The organism is Actinomadura rubrisoli, from assembly GCF_004349215.1.
Taxonomy (GTDB): domain Bacteria; phylum Actinomycetota; class Actinomycetes; order Streptosporangiales; family Streptosporangiaceae; genus Spirillospora; species Spirillospora rubrisoli.
Genome location: NZ_SMKU01000036.1, coordinates 13,486 through 29,208 on the forward strand (window position 1 = coordinate 13,486; position 15,723 = coordinate 29,208).

Annotated in this window: 11 protein-coding genes; 8 read left to right on the plus strand and 3 right to left on the minus strand. The window is 72.4% G+C overall.

The genetic code is table 11. From position 1 onward, the window contains the following. Window positions 1-100 precede the first annotated feature (100 nt). Both E1298_RS10400 and E1298_RS10405 read left to right on the plus strand, forming a co-directional pair. Window positions 101-1,486: a protein kinase domain-containing protein gene (locus tag E1298_RS10400; RefSeq protein WP_131891766.1), complete on the plus strand. Its 1,386-nt coding sequence runs from the start codon at window positions 101-103 to the stop codon at window positions 1,484-1,486. Window positions 1,487-1,631: 145 nt separating this feature from the next. Next, on the plus strand, window positions 1,632-3,734 hold the full coding sequence (locus E1298_RS10405; RefSeq protein ID WP_131891768.1) for a nuclease-related domain-containing DEAD/DEAH box helicase: 2,103 nt from the start codon (window positions 1,632-1,634) through the stop codon (window positions 3,732-3,734). Between the two features lie 65 nt (window positions 3,735-3,799). Here E1298_RS10405 and E1298_RS10410 read toward each other — a convergent pair whose 3' ends face one another. Next, complete coding sequence (locus E1298_RS10410) at window positions 3,800-5,404, minus strand: carboxylesterase/lipase family protein (protein ID WP_243725499.1); 1,605 nt, start codon at window positions 5,402-5,404, stop codon at window positions 3,800-3,802. A gap of 242 nt (window positions 5,405-5,646) precedes the next feature. Between E1298_RS10410 and E1298_RS10415 the strand changes: the two genes are divergently transcribed. After that, a complete protein-coding gene (locus tag E1298_RS10415; protein WP_131891772.1) occupies window positions 5,647-6,474 on the plus strand; it encodes an SAM-dependent methyltransferase in 828 nt (275 codons plus the stop codon). Window positions 6,475-6,541: 67 nt separating this feature from the next. On the opposite strand, the gene E1298_RS10420 is transcribed toward E1298_RS10415, so the two are convergent. Beyond that, a complete protein-coding gene (locus tag E1298_RS10420) occupies window positions 6,542-7,579 on the minus strand; it encodes a S1 family peptidase (RefSeq protein ID WP_131891774.1) in 1,038 nt (345 codons plus the stop codon). Window positions 7,580-8,174: 595 nt separating this feature from the next. Between E1298_RS10420 and E1298_RS10425 the strand changes: the two genes are divergently transcribed. Beyond that, window positions 8,175-8,450 carry a hypothetical protein gene (locus E1298_RS10425; RefSeq protein ID WP_131891776.1) on the plus strand — a complete coding sequence of 92 codons (276 nt, stop codon included), beginning with the start codon at window positions 8,175-8,177 and terminating at the stop codon, window positions 8,448-8,450. A 78-nt stretch (window positions 8,451-8,528) separates the two neighbouring features. Continuing rightward, window positions 8,529-8,978: a hypothetical protein gene (locus tag E1298_RS10430; RefSeq protein ID WP_131891778.1), complete on the plus strand. Its 450-nt coding sequence runs from the start codon at window positions 8,529-8,531 to the stop codon at window positions 8,976-8,978. Between the two features lie 7 nt (window positions 8,979-8,985). On the opposite strand, the gene E1298_RS10435 is transcribed toward E1298_RS10430, so the two are convergent. After that, on the minus strand, window positions 8,986-9,300 hold the full coding sequence (locus E1298_RS10435; RefSeq protein ID WP_131891780.1) for a hypothetical protein: 315 nt from the start codon (window positions 9,298-9,300) through the stop codon (window positions 8,986-8,988). Between the two features lie 132 nt (window positions 9,301-9,432). Between E1298_RS10435 and E1298_RS10440 the strand changes: the two genes are divergently transcribed. The 3 genes from E1298_RS10440 (at window position 9,433) to E1298_RS10450 (ending at window position 15,675) form a co-directional block, all read left to right on the plus strand. Further along, window positions 9,433-10,182 carry a DinB family protein gene (locus E1298_RS10440; protein WP_243725500.1) on the plus strand — a complete coding sequence of 250 codons (750 nt, stop codon included), beginning with the start codon at window positions 9,433-9,435 and terminating at the stop codon, window positions 10,180-10,182. A gap of 308 nt (window positions 10,183-10,490) precedes the next feature. Next, window positions 10,491-12,380, plus strand: coding sequence for an AfsR/SARP family transcriptional regulator (locus E1298_RS10445; protein ID WP_165975398.1), 1,890 nt, complete (start codon window positions 10,491-10,493; stop codon window positions 12,378-12,380). A gap of 256 nt (window positions 12,381-12,636) precedes the next feature. Further along, window positions 12,637-15,675 (plus strand): AfsR/SARP family transcriptional regulator, encoded by a 3,039-nt coding sequence (locus E1298_RS10450; RefSeq protein WP_165975399.1) that lies wholly within the window; start codon window positions 12,637-12,639, stop codon window positions 15,673-15,675. Window positions 15,676-15,723 lie beyond the last annotated feature (48 nt).

Below are 15,723 nucleotides of genomic sequence, written 5' to 3' on the forward strand. Positions count from 1 at the left end.
ACAACAGCCCTGGTCGGAGAAACGACCAGCGGTCGACCGGGAAGGCATGAGGAGGCCGCATCGGGCATCCTGGCGTCGGGCCGATCGATCGAGGAGGGGCATGACGGGCAGCACGGCGCCGGAGCCGCCCACGGTAACGCTGACCCTGGTCAAGGGCCGGCTCGACCGCACCGAGTTCGTGTTCGACGAGCGGACCACCTGCGTCCTCGGCCGTGCGGACGACTGCGCGCCCCGGCTGCCCGACGACGAGCATCACCGCACCGTCTCCCGGCACCACTGCCTCATCGACGTCAACCCGCCCGACGTGCGCGTCCGCGACTTCGGCAGCCTCAACGGCACCTACGTCAACGGCAGCAAGATCGGCCAGCGGGAGAAGCACCTGACGGCCGAGGAGGGGGCGGCGCGGTCCTATCCCGAGCACGACCTGGCCGACGGCGACGAGATCCGGCTCGGCGAGACGGTCTTCCGGGTGGACGTCCGGCTCCCGACCGGAGCGGGCACCCGGGTCATGGCCCGGTGCGCGAAGTGCGGCCGCGAGGTCGGCGACGAGATCGGCGCCAGGTCCGGCGAGTACGTCTGCGCGGACTGCCGGCAGGACCCCGCCGCCGTCGCCCGGCTCCTCGTCGACCTCGCGCGGAGCGAGCGCCGCGACCTCGCCCCGATCGCCGGGTACGCCGTCCTGCGGGAACTGGGCCGGGGCGGCATGGGCGCGGTGTACCTGGCCCGCCACGAGGACACCGGCGCCGAGGTGGCGCTGAAGGTGATGCTCCCGAAGGTCGCGGCGAACGCCGTCTCGCGCGCCCGCTTCCTGCGCGAGGCCGAGCTGACCCGCGCCCTGCGGCACCCCAACATCGCCGCCCTGTACGACGCCGGCTCCGCCAACGGCGTCTTCTACTTCACGACCGAGTACTGCGCGGGCGGCAGCCTGGACCGGCTCCTGGCCGACCGGGGCGGCCGCCTTCCCGCCGCCGAGGCCGTCCGGCTCGCCGTCCAGGTGCTGGACGGCCTGGAGCACGCGCACGGCGAGGGCGTCGTGCACCGCGATCTCAGCCCGTCCAACATCCTCCTGCGGGACGCGGGCGACGGCTCCCCGGTGGCCAAGATCGCCGACTTCGGCCTGGCCAAGGCGTTCGACCAGGCCGGCCTGAGCGGCCTCACCCGGACCGGCGCCACCGCGGGCAAGCCCGGCTACATGCCCCGCCAGCAGGTCGTCAACTTCCGGAACGTCGCGCCCGCCGTGGACGTCTGGGCGCTGGCCGCCTGCCTCTACCACGTCCTGACCGGCGAGGTCCCCCGGCGGTTCCGGCGAGGCAAGGACCCCTGGCAGACCATCCTCCAGGAGAAGCCCACGCCGATCCGGCAGCGCGACCCGGACATCCCGCGCGCCCTGGCCGCCGTCATCGACCAGGGCCTCCAGGAACGTCCGTCCATCGGCTTCCAGCACGCGGCCGACCTGCGCCGGGCCCTCCTCGCCGCCACCACTTAATGGGAGCTGCCAGGTCGGCCGCCGGCATCCCCGGCGCGGACGTTCGCGCGTTGCGGCGATAAAACGGTCGATGGACTGCCGATCGGCAATAATCGCTGCTATCTGTTAGGGAACGTGACTTTCTGGCGAAGTCGAGGTCGAGGCGATGGCGGCGGGCGGTTCGGCAGGTGAGAGGGGGCGGCGGGCCAGGGAGGAGGCGCTCGAACTGGCGCGCCGCTCGCGCGAGGCGTACGAGCTGGCCGGACGGTTCGAAGCCGCCGCGGAGGCCGAACGGGTGGTCGCCGCCACGCTCGTCAGCCTGACGGCCGTGGGGTGGCGGCTGCTCGTGGACCGCCGCTGGCCGGGCACCCGCTCGGCGAACATCGACATGATCCTCATCGGGCCGGGCGGCGTCTTCGTCATCGACGTCAAGCGCTGGCGCGACCCGCCGGTCATCGACGGCGGTCACCTGACGGCAGGCGGGGAGAGCCGGGACGCGGAGATCGAGAAGCTGCTGGCCATGACACAGGCGGTCGAGGAGCAGGCCGCCGAGCTGGGGATGTCGCCGGTCGCGCTGCGTCCGCTCATGGTGTTCGCCGGGCACCGTCTCGACGCGTGCCTGGGCAGGGTCCGCCTGCTGGGCCACCCCGATCTCGTCCATGCGCTGGTCGCCGAACCGAAGCGGCTGACCCCGGCCCTCGTGCGGGCCGTCACCCGGCATCTGGCCGAGCTGTTCCCGGCCTACGCGGCCACCGCGCTCACGGAGCGCGGCACCGGCGCCGTGAGTCCGGGGGAGAGCGGGGACGATGCCCTCTTCCAAGCCGAGGACGTCGAGAAGGCGGCTATGGAATCGCTGCTGCACGCGCCGATCGAGCAGTGGATGACGTTCCTGCATCCCGACCAGGTCGCCGTCGCGCGTCGCGACTGGAACGGGCCGGCGCGTGTCAGCGGCCCTGCGGGAACCGGCAAGACCGTGGTCGGGCTGCACCGCGCGGCCCACCTCGCCGCGCGCGGCTCCGGCCGGATCCTCTACGTCACCTTCGTCAACAATCTGCCGCGCGTGCAGAAGCAGCTCTTCGGAAGGATGGCCTCCACGTTCGCCGACCGCGTGGAGTTCTCCAGCCTGCACGGCTGGGCGACGGCGTTCCTGACCGAACGCGGCGTCGGCATGCAGCTGAACGCCGCGCGGGCCGACGACGCCTTCTCGCGCGCGTGGCTGACCGCCGGCCGCGACAGCGCGCTCGCCGAGATCGACCCCGCGCCCGGGTACTGGCGCGAGGAGATCGACCACGTCATCAAGGGCCGCGGCCTGACCTCCCTGGAGGAGTACCGCACCGTCGCCCGGCACGGCCGCCGGACCGCGCTCCAGGCGGCGCACCGGGAGGCCGCCTGGCTGCTCTACGAGGAGTACGAGCTGCTGCGCACGGAGCGCGGCATCGGCGACTTCAACGACGTGCTGCTGGCGGCCTTGGACGAGCTGGGCGAGCGCCCCGCCGATCCGCCGTACTCGGCCGTGATCGTGGACGAGGTCCAGGACCTCACGCTCATCGGCGTCAAGCTGCTGCACGCCCTGGCCGGGGACGGTCCGAACGGCCTGCTGCTCATCGGCGACGGGCAGCAGGCCGTGTACCCGGGCGGTTTCCGGCTCGCCGACGCCGGGATCGCCGTCACGGGCCGCGGCGCCGTGCTGCGCACCAACTACCGCAACGCCGCGAGGATCCTCGAAGCGGCGATGGACCTCGTGTCCGGCGACCCCTTCGACGATCTGGACGGGCCCAACCCGAACGGCCGCCGCGCCGTCGACCTCACCTACCACGACGGGCAGGTGCTCCGGGTCGGCGCCGCGGACGAGGACGAGCACGACCGCCGGCTGGTCGAGGCGATCAGGTCGCTCCCGGAGCGCGGCGCGGACGGTTCCGCATCGTGGGCCGACTCGGTGGTCCTGTGTCGCTCACTCCGGGAGACCCAGCATTACCACCGGCTTCTCACGCGCGGCGGCATCCCCGTGCTGCGCCTTGAGAACTACGACGGACGTCCGGTCGAGGCGATCAAGCTCGGCACCTACCGCCGCGCCAAGGGGCTGGAGTTCAAGCACGTCTTCCTGCCCCGCCACGACAGCGACCTCTCCAACGGCGCGCCCTCGGACGCCGCCGGCCAGGAACGCGCCGAACTGGCCCGCCGGCAGCTGTTCGTCGCCATGACCCGCGCCCGCGACCTCCTCTGGCTCGGCTCCGCCGCCAACGACACCGCCGACCTGGCTCGCCGCTGACCTGGGGACATGACCGTCCGCCGGAGGCGGCGCCCCCGGCGGACGGTCATGCGTCAGAGCCCGGGTCAGCTGGCGGACGGGGTGAGGCGCTGCCAGAAGCCGCAGTGGTGCTGCTCGGCGGTCTCGGAGGTCAGGTGGCTGTCCCCGGCGGGCAGCAGTGACATCTGGGCCTCGTTGTCAGAGGAGAACCGCGTCCATCGCGGGGTGCCGTTCACCGTGGGGTCGCCGGTGCGGGCGAAGCCCGTCCATTGCGCGGTGAGCTGGGCCAGGAAGGGCCGCTGGTTCGGGTTCAGCGAGGTGTGCCCCGGGAAGGTGCCGAAGAACAGGTAGCCGAACTCGCCGACGTGGAACGCGCCGGCCGGCTTCGTCGAGTCGACGAAGGGCAGCGGCGGCGGGTTCGTGTCGTCGAACCGGTAGGCGAACACCGGGACGTGGCGGGCCAGGCGGCGGTTGTTCTGCAGCGCCGGGCAGACGGAGTTGGCGTCGGCGAGGATCGTCCGGGAGGCGATGTACGCGGCGGGCTCGGGGAACCGGGACAGCGGGTAGCGCTTCATCACCTCGGGCGCGTACGACCCGTACTGGCTGCGGATCAGCGCCTCGTACCCGGCGGGGGTCTCGGCCGGAGGGGTCTGGGTCTCGTCCCTGGCCACGCCGTGGATGACCGGGACCTTGTTGAACCGGCCGGCGGCGAACGCCTCGCCGGGCGACATGGTCAGCGTCTTGCCGTCGACGATGGGCGCGAGCGTGCCGTTGTCCGGCTTGAGCCCGTCGCCCGCCTTGTCCAGCAGGGTCTGCACCGGCACCTGGCGCAGGCAGGCGGGGACGTCCGCGGCCCCGGCGCACCCGACGGCCGCGGCGAAGCGGGCTCCGGCGTCCTGCGCCTCGGACTGCGAGGGCAGCCTGGTCGCGCAGTCCTGCGGCTGCCAGGTGGTGTTGGCGCCGCGCAGCGCGCTGTACTCGCCGCTCTCGACGATCCCCTTGTGGAACAGCCCGCGGGCGGTGGGGGACGCCATGTTGGCGCACACGCTGGAGCCCCCGGCGGACGGGCCGAAGATGGTGACGTTGCCCGGGTCGCCGCCGAACCGGGCGATGTTGCGCTGCACCCAGCGGAGCGCGGCCTGCTGGTCCTGGATCCCGTAGTTCCCGGCGTGCCGGCCGAAGGTCTCGTGGGACAGGAAGCCCATGATGCCGAGCCGGTATCCCACCTCCACCTGGATGACCTTGCCCTCGGTGGCGAGACGGGTGCCGTTGGAGGGCTGGCCGAGCCGGAAGCCGCCGCCGTGGAGCTGCACCATGACCGGCAGCGCCTTGCCGTCGGTCCCCTCAGGGACCCGGACGTTCACCCTCAGGCAGTCCTCGTTGGTCGAGCCGGGCCTGAAGTCGGACGGCTGCGGGCAGGCGCTCGGCAGCTCGGTCGCCTGGAGCGGCGCCGTCCAGCCGGGATGCTTTGCCGGTGGCTTCCACCGCAGGTCACCGACGGGCGGGGCGGCGTACGGGATCCCCAGCCAGTTCCTGATGCCGTTGCCGTCGAGGCCGCAGACCGGTCCGCTGTCGGTCTGCACGAGGGTGCCGTCCGAACACGCCGGCGCGGCGGCGACGGGCGCCGCCGTCGCGGCCCGCGCGGCCGTCATTCCGGTGGCGGCGATGGCGATGGACAAAACCAGCTTCAAGGCAGCGCTGCGCCTCATCATGGTCCTCCGGGTCGAAGCCGAACGGATATATGGCTCCCCCGATCACCATTATCGTTCGATACCGTAACATATACGGAGAATTCCCTTTAGTGTGGTGTGCCGGAATTGTGGGGCGACGGCGCATAGGTCTCGGCGGAGGCGGAGCGATAGTGTCTCCGCTGAAGGGGATGGGGCCGCGGCGGCGGCCCACGGCACCCGCGAGCGAGAGGCAGGACCCGGATATGTCGGACGCCCCGCAGGGAACGCGCCCCGACCCAGAGGACCGGCTCGTCCAGATCGAGCTCCAGACCGACCGGCCGCACTCCGCGCGGGTCTACGACTACATCATGGGCGGCAAGGACAACTTCGTCGCCGACCGGGAGACCGCCGCGCAGGTGCTGGCCGACTGGCCGGGCCTGCGCACCTCCATGCTCGCCAACCGGGCCTGCATGCACCGGATGGCCCGCTACCTGACCGGGCTCGGGGTGCGGCAGTTCATCGACGTCGGCACCGGCATCCCGTCCTCACCGAACCTGCACGAGGTGGTCCAGGAGACGGCGCCGGACGCGCGGATCGTCTATGTCGACAACGATCCCATCGTCCTGGCGCACGCGCGGGCGCTGATGACCAGCACGCCCGAGGGCCGCACCACCTACATCCAGGCCGACATGCGCTCTCCCGAGGCGCTCCTCGGCGACGCCGCCCTCCACGAGTCCCTCGACCTCTCCCGGCCGGTGGCGCTCACGTTGATCGCGATGCTCCAGTACGTGGAGGACGCGAAGGGCCTGGTGGACGCGCTCATCGCACCGCTCGCCCCCGGCAGCCACCTCGCCCTCACCATCCCCACCGGCGACCTCGCCCCCGAGTCGCGGCGCCTGGCCAGCGAGTACACTCGCCGCGGCATCCCCATGTACCTCCGTAGCCGCGCCGAGGTGGAAGGTCTCCTCACCGGCCTGGACGTCCTCGACCCGGGCGTCGTCCCGATGCCCCGCTGGCACCCCGCTCCCGGCGACGAGATCCTCCCCGACACCGCCACCAACATGTACGCCGCCGCCGCCCGCAAGCCATAGCCGCCGTGTACGGCTTGCGGCCGGAAAGGAGTGGGGCCCCCGACATGCCGGGAGCCCCACGCAGAACTCACTTCAAGGTGAGCCTCTGGGACTGCAGCGCCTCGTCCAGCGGCTGGAAGAAGGACTGGGTGCCGGACCTGCACGCGCCGGTGGTGCCGCCGGAGGTGATCCCGATGGCGGTGCTGCCGCCCTGGAGCGAGCCGCCGCTGTCGCCGGGCTGGACGCAGGCGGTGGTCTCGATCATGTCGGTGACCGTGCCCTCCGAGTAGTTCACCGTCCGGCCGTAGCCGCGGATCGTCCCGGAGGTCGTGCCGGTCGTGGAGCCCTTCTTGAGGATCTGTGTGCCGACCGCCGGGCGGCCCACCCGGGTGAGGTTGGCGTTGCTGGTCGGCAGCGAGCCGTTGGTGACCCGGATCGTGCCGTAGTCGTTGCCGGGGAAGCTGGTGGCCTGCCTGGTGCCGACGGTCTGGCCGCCCGCGCTCCAGGTGGCGCCGATCCTGGTGCAGTGCCCGGCGGTGACGACGTAGGTCGTCCCGCCGCCGACGCCGATGGCCGACACCGAGCACCGCGAGCCGCCGGTGGTGATCGCGTCGCCGGGTCCGACCATCAGGCGCGGCGCCGCGGGCACGCGCTGGATCCGGACGTTCTTGCCGACCGACCGCACGCGCTTCACGAACGCGTTCGTCGCGGCGTCGTCGGCGCCCTTCGGCACGCTGACGACGACGGAGTTGGAGACCACGTCGACGCCCCAGGACAGCCCGGTCGTCCCCGCGCTTCCCGCGAGGAGGTCGAGCCTGCCCTTGGAGTCGTCCAGCGCCCGCATGCTGTCGTCGACCAGGCGGGACTTGAGGCCGGCGGCCTCGACCTGCTGGGCGGCGGCCGCGGTGGTCACGTTCACGACGAGGTTTCCGGTGCCGTCGACGTAGGCGCCCGCCTGCTGGGAGCCGAGCCGGCCGGTCAGCTGGTCGGCCAGCGCGGTCTGGGAAGGCCGGGCCTGCTGGACGGTCCCTGCCGCGTGCGTGGCGGCCGTCGCCGGAACGGTCCCGACCGCGGGGAGCGCGCTCAGCGCCGCGGCGCTCAGAACCAGGCGTGTGAGGGGCTTCACTTTTGCCCACCTTTCGCCACCGATCGCCCGCGGGCGTCGGCGGCAGCTCGGGGTTGCGGGGGCACGCGGCCCGATCGCGCGAACTCGCTGGTACGGGCCTTGCGATAAAGGTGCCGCGTGGGAGCAAGGTACGTTGATGAGCCTTCAACGACCAGATTTCAAGGCGCGACTGAAATTTCAACTTCCCTTTGATTCGAACGGTCCACGAATGCGCGTCCGCGTTGAATCCCGCGAGCCGAGGGGGCCCTTCGACGTGATCAGGACGGACGATGCGCGTTCCGCCGTCCCGGGGCCGTCCGGCGGTATCATGCGCCGCACCCGGACCGGCGCGCGGCAGGCTCAGCCCCTGTACCGCGCCAGGGCCGCCGTCGCGACTCGGCGGGCACGGCGGTCCGCCCTCCCGGTGACGCCCGCATTCGCATTTCCGGGCGTTCGGCCGGACCCGCTTCACGCCGACCATTCTCCGCGCTCGCGGGCAGCGGCGGCGGACCCGAACACAGTGCCATTCATTTGCCGCCGTGCATCGCGGTGTGCAATTACGTTTTGAGGGTACCGGGCGAGCGACGAGCGAACGTATTCAATTGGAGCGATGCAAATGATGAGAAAAGCCGCCGCCATCACCGCTGTGATGCTCGCGGGATCGCTGCTGTCCACACCCGCCGCCCACGCGGACGGCTCCTACGACTGCTTCTTCGGCGACCGCACGCCCACGCAGGACGGCTACAAGATCTCCGCCCACAGCTGCACCGGCGGGGGCGGCGTCGACGTCACGATCAAGGTGGTGTCCGGCTCGGCGGCGGGCGGCAACCGCTGTAGGACGGCCTTCTCGTGGAACGGCTTCCTGACCGCGAACGGCTGCCGAAAGGAGTGACGCCGTCCGGCTCCGGGCCCTCGCACCGCCGTCCGACGGTAGGATGATCGTCCGGTTTGACGGCAGAAGATGAGGAAGATGCTGTTCTCAATACCCGAGTCCGGTTGGTGGTTGATCGCGGCCGCGGCGACGCTGGTCTTCATGGTCGGCATGCGGGCGCTGTCGTCCGGAATGAAGCTCCCGGACGATCTGCGGGACACGATGAAACAGCAGGGCAAGGGCGGCAGGTGGGCGTTCTACCTGCTGACTCCCGCGTTCGCCGGCGCCGTCCTGGCGACGAGCCTGCTCCGCCCCGAACCGGCCTCTCCGATCCTGTTCCTGTACAGCGTCGCGTTCGCGTCCATCCCGGCTGCCTGCCTCCCGGTTCGCGGGCGGATGCTCAAGACCTACATCGTCCAGCAGCGGAACCCCGGCACCAAGGTCAAGCCCGACCGGCTCGCGATGGCCTGGATCGGCGGTTCCCTGTCGGTGGTGTGCCTCGCGGCCGTGCTCGCGTTGACGACGACCGGCCACGGCCCGCCGGGCTAGCGCGCCGTCAGCCGGCGCCCAGACGGCCCGCGATGATGACGGCCGCGTCGATGATGTGGTCGGCCTCGGCGATCGGCTCGCCCCAGCTGGAGTAGAACCAGAGCCGGTGCGCGTCGTCCTCGCGCGGCTTGCAGGTGATCGTGTCCGCGCGCTGCGGGCCCTGCTCGCAGCATCCGGCCTTGGCCGGGTTGCTCACGATCAGGCCGCGCCGCTGGAGCGCGGTCTTCAGGTCGTAGGTGTGCAGCCGGGTCATGAGCGCGCCGAGCCGCGCGTAGGCGTGCTCGTCCCGGGTCTCGCTCTCCGCTGCCGTCTCGGTCGCCATGGCCGCCTCCTGTCGCGTTGCACGTCGCTGTTCCGGTCACTGCCAGTGAACCCGGGACCCGGGCCGAACAACCAGGCAAACGGCGGGAGATAGCGGGGGACGGCGTCCCCTCGTCCGTGAACGGTCGAAACAGTGCCTTTCAGCGGGACGGACGGAAGGACGATCCGTCGCGACGCCCCCGCCTGCGGCCGTCCCGGCCGTGAGAAGCTGGCGGACCACCAGATCATCCTCCGCTACGGACCGACCACAGTGCCCCCTCCCCGCCTGGTTCCGCTGCTGCGCCAGTTCGACTTCGCATGCGAGCGCCTCACTACCCGCATGGCCGGACCGGTCACACACAGTGGCGACGGCACCGCCACCCGCGCGTCCCCCATGACCGACGACGAGTACCTCTGGGAGCCGTTCCCCGCCTCCTGGTCAGTCCGCCCACGCTCGGACGGTCCCGGACCGCGCGCGACCTTCCTGACCGGCGCCGGCGACTGGGGACGCGACGCCGCGGCCTACCCGCACCCCTGGCCGCCGCCGTTCACCACGATCGCCTGGCGTCTGAGCCATCTCAGCGAAATGCTGGCCCTGCGCGCCGACCACACGGACGGCGGCCACGCGCTGACCCGGAACGACTACCGGATCAGCGGGGACGCCGCCGGGGCGGTCGCGGCCTTCGTCGCCGGTGCCGCTGGTTGGCGGGGGGCGTTGTCGGGGGTTGACGATGCCGCGCTCGACTGTGTGGGGTACTGCACCTTTCCCCATGGGAGTGATCCGGACGAGCCGTTCGTCGACGTCGTCTGGTGGGTCAACCAGGAGGTTCTGCACCATGGAGCCGAGATCGCCCTGCTGCGCGACCTGTACCGCGCGGGGGCGGCCGGTGCGGGCGAAGGATGATCATCTTTAGTGGGTGTTCGTAAGGCGGGGCTGGAATAGGGAATTCAACGCGTGTTGGCGGCGGGAATCGGCGGTGACGATTCTAGAGATCATGTGTCCGCCCTATCGAGTACACTTCGGCGGTATGGGGCGATGGGCGATAGCCCGTAGGAGTGCGGTACCGGGGGACGGGCCCACAACGGTCATGACCAGCGGTAATGCGCGCTCTCTGATGATGGCCTGTGATAGGGATTATGGCCGGACCTGGTGAGCTCGACGCGGCCGCGGGGCGGCGGCCGGGGGCGAGAGAATCTCAGCTCAGGTTCGGTGTGCTGGGCTCGCTTGTGGTGCACCGGGGCGAGCAGGCCGTGCTCGTGGGCGCCGCCAAGCAGCGGTCGCTGCTCGCCGCGCTGTTGCTGCGCGCTGGACGGTCGGTGTCGGTCGACGAGCTGGCCGAGTGCGTGTGGGCTGACAACGCGCCCCGGCGGATGGTGTCCACGCTGCGCGTCTATCTGATGCGGTTGCGGCAGCTCCTGGGGGAGCCGGAGCTGATCGAGACCACCTCGACCGGGTACGTGCTGCGCGTCCGGGACCAGGACCTCGATCTGGGCAGGTTCGAGGATCTCGCCGGGCGGGGCATGGCGGCCTCGGCCGCGGGCGAGCTCGACGAGGCCGTCGCGCTGTTCGATCGGGCGCTGGACGAGTGGCGCGGCCCGGCGCTGGCGGATGTGCATTCGGAGGCCCTGCACCGGGTCGAGGTGCCCCGGCTCCAGGAGCGCAAGCTGGACATCGAGGCCGCGAGGATCGACGCCGTCCTGCGCAAGGGCGGGCACCGCGGCCTGATCGGGCCGCTGAGCCGGCTGACGGAGCAGCATCCGCTCCGCGAGCAGTTCTGGGCCCAGCTGATGCTCGCCCTGTACCGTTCCGGCAGCCGGGCGGAAGCCGTGGACGCCTACCACACCCTGCGCGACCTGCTCGCCGAGCGGCTGGGCATCGATCCCGGGCCGGAGGTGGAAGGGCTCCATTCGGCGATGCTGTCCCGGGACCCGGCCCTCGACCGGGCGCCCGTCGCGCAGGAGCCGACGCCGTCGCAGGTGGCGCCCGTGGTGGCGGACTTCATGGGCCGCGACGCCGAGGCCGAGGTGATCTGCGGGCTGCTCGACGCGGGCGTCACGAGCGCGACCGTGCCCGTGGTGACGGTGTGCGGGCCGCCCGGGGTCGGGAAGACCTCGCTGGCGACGTTCGTGGCCCGGCAGTGCCACGAGCGGTTCCCCGACGGCCAGCTGTTCGCCGATCTGCGCGGCTACTCGGCCGGGGTGCCGCGGTCCACGTCCTCGGTCCTCACCGGTTTCCTGCGCGCGCTCGGCGTCCCGCCCGAGCAGGTCCCGGCGGAGCAGGACGAGCAGGCCGCCGTCTACCGGACGCTGCTGGACGGCAAACGGGTGCTCGTGGTCCTCGACAACGTGGCCCACGCCGAGCAGGTCAGGCCCCTGCTGCCGGGCACGCCCGGGTGCGCGGTCCTGGTGACGAGCCGGCAGGAGCTGCGCGGCCTGATCGTGACGAACGACGCGCGCCTGGTGCCGCTGGGGGTGCTCGCGCCGGGCGCGGCCGTCGCGCTGCTGGCCCGGATCCTGGGCGAGGACGTCTTCGCGGCGCAGTCCGACGCGGTCAAGCGGCTGGCGGAGCTGTGCGGCCACCTGCCGCTGGCGCTCCGCATCGCGGCCGCCAACCTGGTGGGCCGCCCGCAGCTCGACGTGGCCGCCTACGTCCGGGAGTTCCGCTCCGGCGACCTGCTGGCCGCGCTCAGCGCCGAGGGGGACGAGGCGGCCACCCGGGCCGCGTTCGACCTGTCGTACGCGAAGCTGCCGCCGCCGGTCCAGGCGACGTTCCAGCTGGTGGGGCACATTCCCGGCCCGGACTTCACGCCGGAGGCCGTCGCGGTGCTGGCGGACATGCCGGTGGTGCAGGCGGCCCGGCACCTGGAGCGGCTCGCCACGACCAATCTCGTCCAGCGCAAGCCCGGCGGCCGGTACCACCTCCACGACCTGCTCCGTGACTACGCCCTGCTGCGCCGGGCCGAACAGGCCCGCGACGAGCGGGCCCGGACGGTCGGCACCGGGTGCGCGGGCGGCGGTTCCGCGCGCCGCCCGTCCTGCGTCCTGCGAGTCCGGGAATCGGGAGCCCCGCGCCGCGCCCTGTGGCGGTGCTGCCCGAGTTAGCGCGCGCCCATTCGACGGCCGCCCGCGCTTCGGCGCGGGAATTCATGATGATCATCTTGCGCCGGTCGCTCGCACCATGCGCGCAAAGCCTTTCTGGCGCATAGTACGCATGCCTTCACGCTCTGCAAGATCATTTTGTCGTCCGTAATTTGCGGTGAACGAAACGCGGTCGCCGAGCTATGGTCGAGGGCATGGGCGGATCGTTTCCTGCATTGACGTTTCACGAACGGGGGTCGGTCGACGGATGCGTCCACTCATGGAATTCGGTTTGCTGGGGCCGCTGGAGGTCCGCCAGGACGGCGAGGCGGTCCAGGTCGGTGCTCCGAAACTGCGCGTGGTGCTGGCCACGCTGCTGCTGCGCGCGAACCGGGAGGTGACGCTGCACGAGCTGGCGGACGCCGTCTGGGGCGCCGACGTCCCCGCGCAGCCGGTCGCCGCCCTGCGGGTCTTCGTGATGCGCCTGCGCCGGCTGTTCCGCGCGCCCGGAATCCTCCAGACGACGCCGGGCGGCTACCGGCTGGAGATCGACGACGAGGCGCTCGACCTGTACCGCTTCGGCGACCTGGTCGCCCGGGGCACCGAGCTGGCGGCCGGCGGCGAGCTGGAACGCGCCGAGACGCTGCTCGACGAGGCCATGGCGCTCTGGCGGGCGGAGCCGCTGGCCGACGTGCCGTCCGAGACGCTCCACCTGGAGGCCGCCCGCCTCCAGGAGACCCGCCTGCGGGCGGAGCACCGGCGGTTCGAGGTGAAGCTCCGCATGGGGCTGCACCACGACGCCATCGGGCCGCTGCGCGAGCTGACGGCCGAGAACCCGCTGCGCGAGGACCTGTGGGCGCAGCTCATCCTCGCCCTGTACCGCGCCAACCGGCAGGCGGAGGCGGTGGCCGCCTACCAGGCGATCTCCGCCGGCCTCGCGTCCGAGCTGGACGTGGTCCCCGGCCGCCCGCTGCGCGAGCTGTACCAGTCGATCCTGATCGCCGACCCGGACCTCGCGCCGCCGGGCGCCCAGCCCGTGGAGGCCGCCGCGGCCGAGCCGCCGCGGACGGGGTCCCAGCTGCCCCCGGCGATCGGGAACTTCGTCGGACGGGGCGCCGAGATCGAGCGGATCGCCGGGCTCCTGCGGACCGGCGGGCGGGTCGCCGTCCCGGTGGTCACCGTGTCGGGCCCGCCCGGAGTCGGCAAGACCGCGCTCGCCGTGCGCGTGGCGCACCAGCTGCGCGCCGAGTTCCCGGACGGGCAGGTGTACGTCGATCTCCACACGCATTCGGCGGCCCGGCGGCCGTCCACCCCCACGGTGCTCGCCCGCATGCTGCGCACGCTCGGGCACGACACCGACGACATCCCCGTGGACGAGGACGAGCAGGTCGCCGCCTACCGGACGGCGCTGCGCGGCAAGCGCGTCCTCGTCACGGTCGACAACGCCGCCTCGGCCGGCCAGGTCCGCCCCCTCATCCCGAGCGAGCCGGGCTGCGCGATGCTGGTCACCAGCCGCAACGAGCTCACCGAGCTGACCGCGCGCGACGGCGCGCGCCGCGTCCGGCTCGACATGCTGAGCAGCGACGAGTCGATCACCCTGCTCACCGCGATCCTCGGGACGGAGGCCGCCGGGCAGCAGCGCGCGGCGGTCGAGCGGCTCGCCGACCTCTGCGGCCATCTGCCGCTGGCGCTGCGGATCGCCGCGAGCAATCTCGCCGGCAGCCACCGGCCCGACATCGGCGCCTACATCCAGCGCTTCCTCGCCGACCGCCGGGTGCGGGCGCTCACCATGGACGACGACGACCACATCGCCGTCGACCGCGCGTTCGACCTGTCGTACGTCTCGCTGCCCCCCGAGGCCCGCGCGGTGTTCCGGCTGCTCGCCCTGTTCCCCGGGCCCGACGTCGCCGCGGAGGCGATGGCCGTGCTCGCGGACGGCACCCCTCAGGAGGCGACGAAGGCGCTGGAGCAGCTGGCCGCCGCGAGCCTCCTCCAGCGCCTGCCCGGCGACCGCTACCAGATGCACGACCTGCTCTCGGAGTACGCGGCGGAGCGCGCGCAGGCCGAGTACGGCGCCGAGTACTGCGCCGAGGCGCGGGCCCGGCTCTTCGACTGGTACCTCAGCGCCGTCAACGACGCGATCACCGTGCTGTATCCCGAGTTCGTGGCGGCCGTCCGGCGGGCGGCCAAGCCCGCCGACGCCGCTCTGGCCCCGCTCGACCGGCCCCAGGCGCTGCACTGGCTGGACGCCGAGCGCGCCAACCTCGTCGCGATGGTCGAGCACTGCGCGGAGCACGGCCCCCTGCCGATGGCGTGGAAGCTGACCGAGGCGATGGTCTGGCATCTGGGCATCAGCGGGCACCACACCGAGTACCTCGCCGCCGCGCGCGCCGGGCTGCACGCCGCGCGCAGCGCCGGGGACCAGGGCGCCGAGACCACGATGGTGGGCTGCCTGGTCTGGGAGCACCGGCGGCTGGGCGACCTCGACACCGCGCTCGACTACGTCACCGGTGCCCTCGCCGACGTCGACCCCGCTTCCCCCGGACGGCCCGTGCTGGTGGTCTGGCACGGGTCCGTCCGGATCGAGAGGGGCGAGCTCGACCGGGCCCGGGAGTGCTTCGGCCAGCTCGCCGAGCTTGCCGCCGCCGACGCGCTGCCGCCGTTCCTGGCCTGCGCGGCGCCGCTCGGCCTGGGGGCCGCCGAGATGCTGGCCGGCCGCTTGGAGCAGGCGCTGCCGCTGCTGGAGGAGGCGGTCGCCGCGGCCGCCCAGACGCAGCCCACCGTGCAGTGGGTCGAATGCCTCATGGTGGTCGGCCGGTGCCGCTTGCTGATGGGGCAGTGGGAGCGCGCCGCCGAGGTGCTGCGGGCGGCCGCGGACGAGGCCACCAAGCTCGGCACCCGGTACCACCAGTCGGAATGCCTCGCCTACCTGGCGGTCGCGCTCACCGAGATGGGCGACGTGGCCGAGGCGGCCGAGGCGTCCGAGGAGGCGTTCACCCAGTCGCAGGGGCTGCGCAACCGGTGCATCACCATCAGCGTGTGGAACGCTCTGGCCGCGGTCCACCGCAGCCGGGGCGAGTTCGGCGAGGCCGTGAAGGCCCATGAGGCCGCCCTGGCGGCGGCGACCCAGACCACCCTGCATCCCTACGGCATGACCGAGTCCCGTCTTGAACTGGCCCGCACCCACTTCGGCGCGGGCCGTTTCAACGAGACGCACGAGGAGGCGCGGCTGGCCTTGGCCACGGCCCGCGAGTTCGGCTTCGGCCTCCTCCAGGCGCGGGCGTGGCACCTCCTCGCGAAGACCGGCATGGCCTCCTGAGCGGGACGCCCTGAGCGGGACGTGCGGTGTCGGCGCCTCCACGGGGGA

Bases quoted from the DNA above. Each gene is read 5' to 3' on its own strand.
- E1298_RS10450 (WP_165975399.1), top strand. From the start codon at position 12,637: ATGGAATTCGGTTTGCTGGGGCCGCTGGAGGTCCGCCAGGACGGCGAG.
- E1298_RS10405 (WP_131891768.1), top strand. From the start codon at position 1,632: ATGGCGGCGGGCGGTTCGGCAGGTGAGAGGGGGCGGCGGGCCAGGGAG.
- E1298_RS10430 (WP_131891778.1), top strand. From the start codon at position 8,529: ATGCTGTTCTCAATACCCGAGTCCGGTTGGTGGTTGATCGCGGCCGCG.
- E1298_RS10415 (WP_131891772.1), top strand. From the start codon at position 5,647: ATGTCGGACGCCCCGCAGGGAACGCGCCCCGACCCAGAGGACCGGCTC.
- E1298_RS10425 (WP_131891776.1), top strand. From the start codon at position 8,175: ATGATGAGAAAAGCCGCCGCCATCACCGCTGTGATGCTCGCGGGATCG.
- E1298_RS10435 (WP_131891780.1), bottom strand. From the start codon at position 9,300: ATGGCGACCGAGACGGCAGCGGAGAGCGAGACCCGGGACGAGCACGCC.
- E1298_RS10400 (WP_131891766.1), top strand. From the start codon at position 101: ATGACGGGCAGCACGGCGCCGGAGCCGCCCACGGTAACGCTGACCCTG.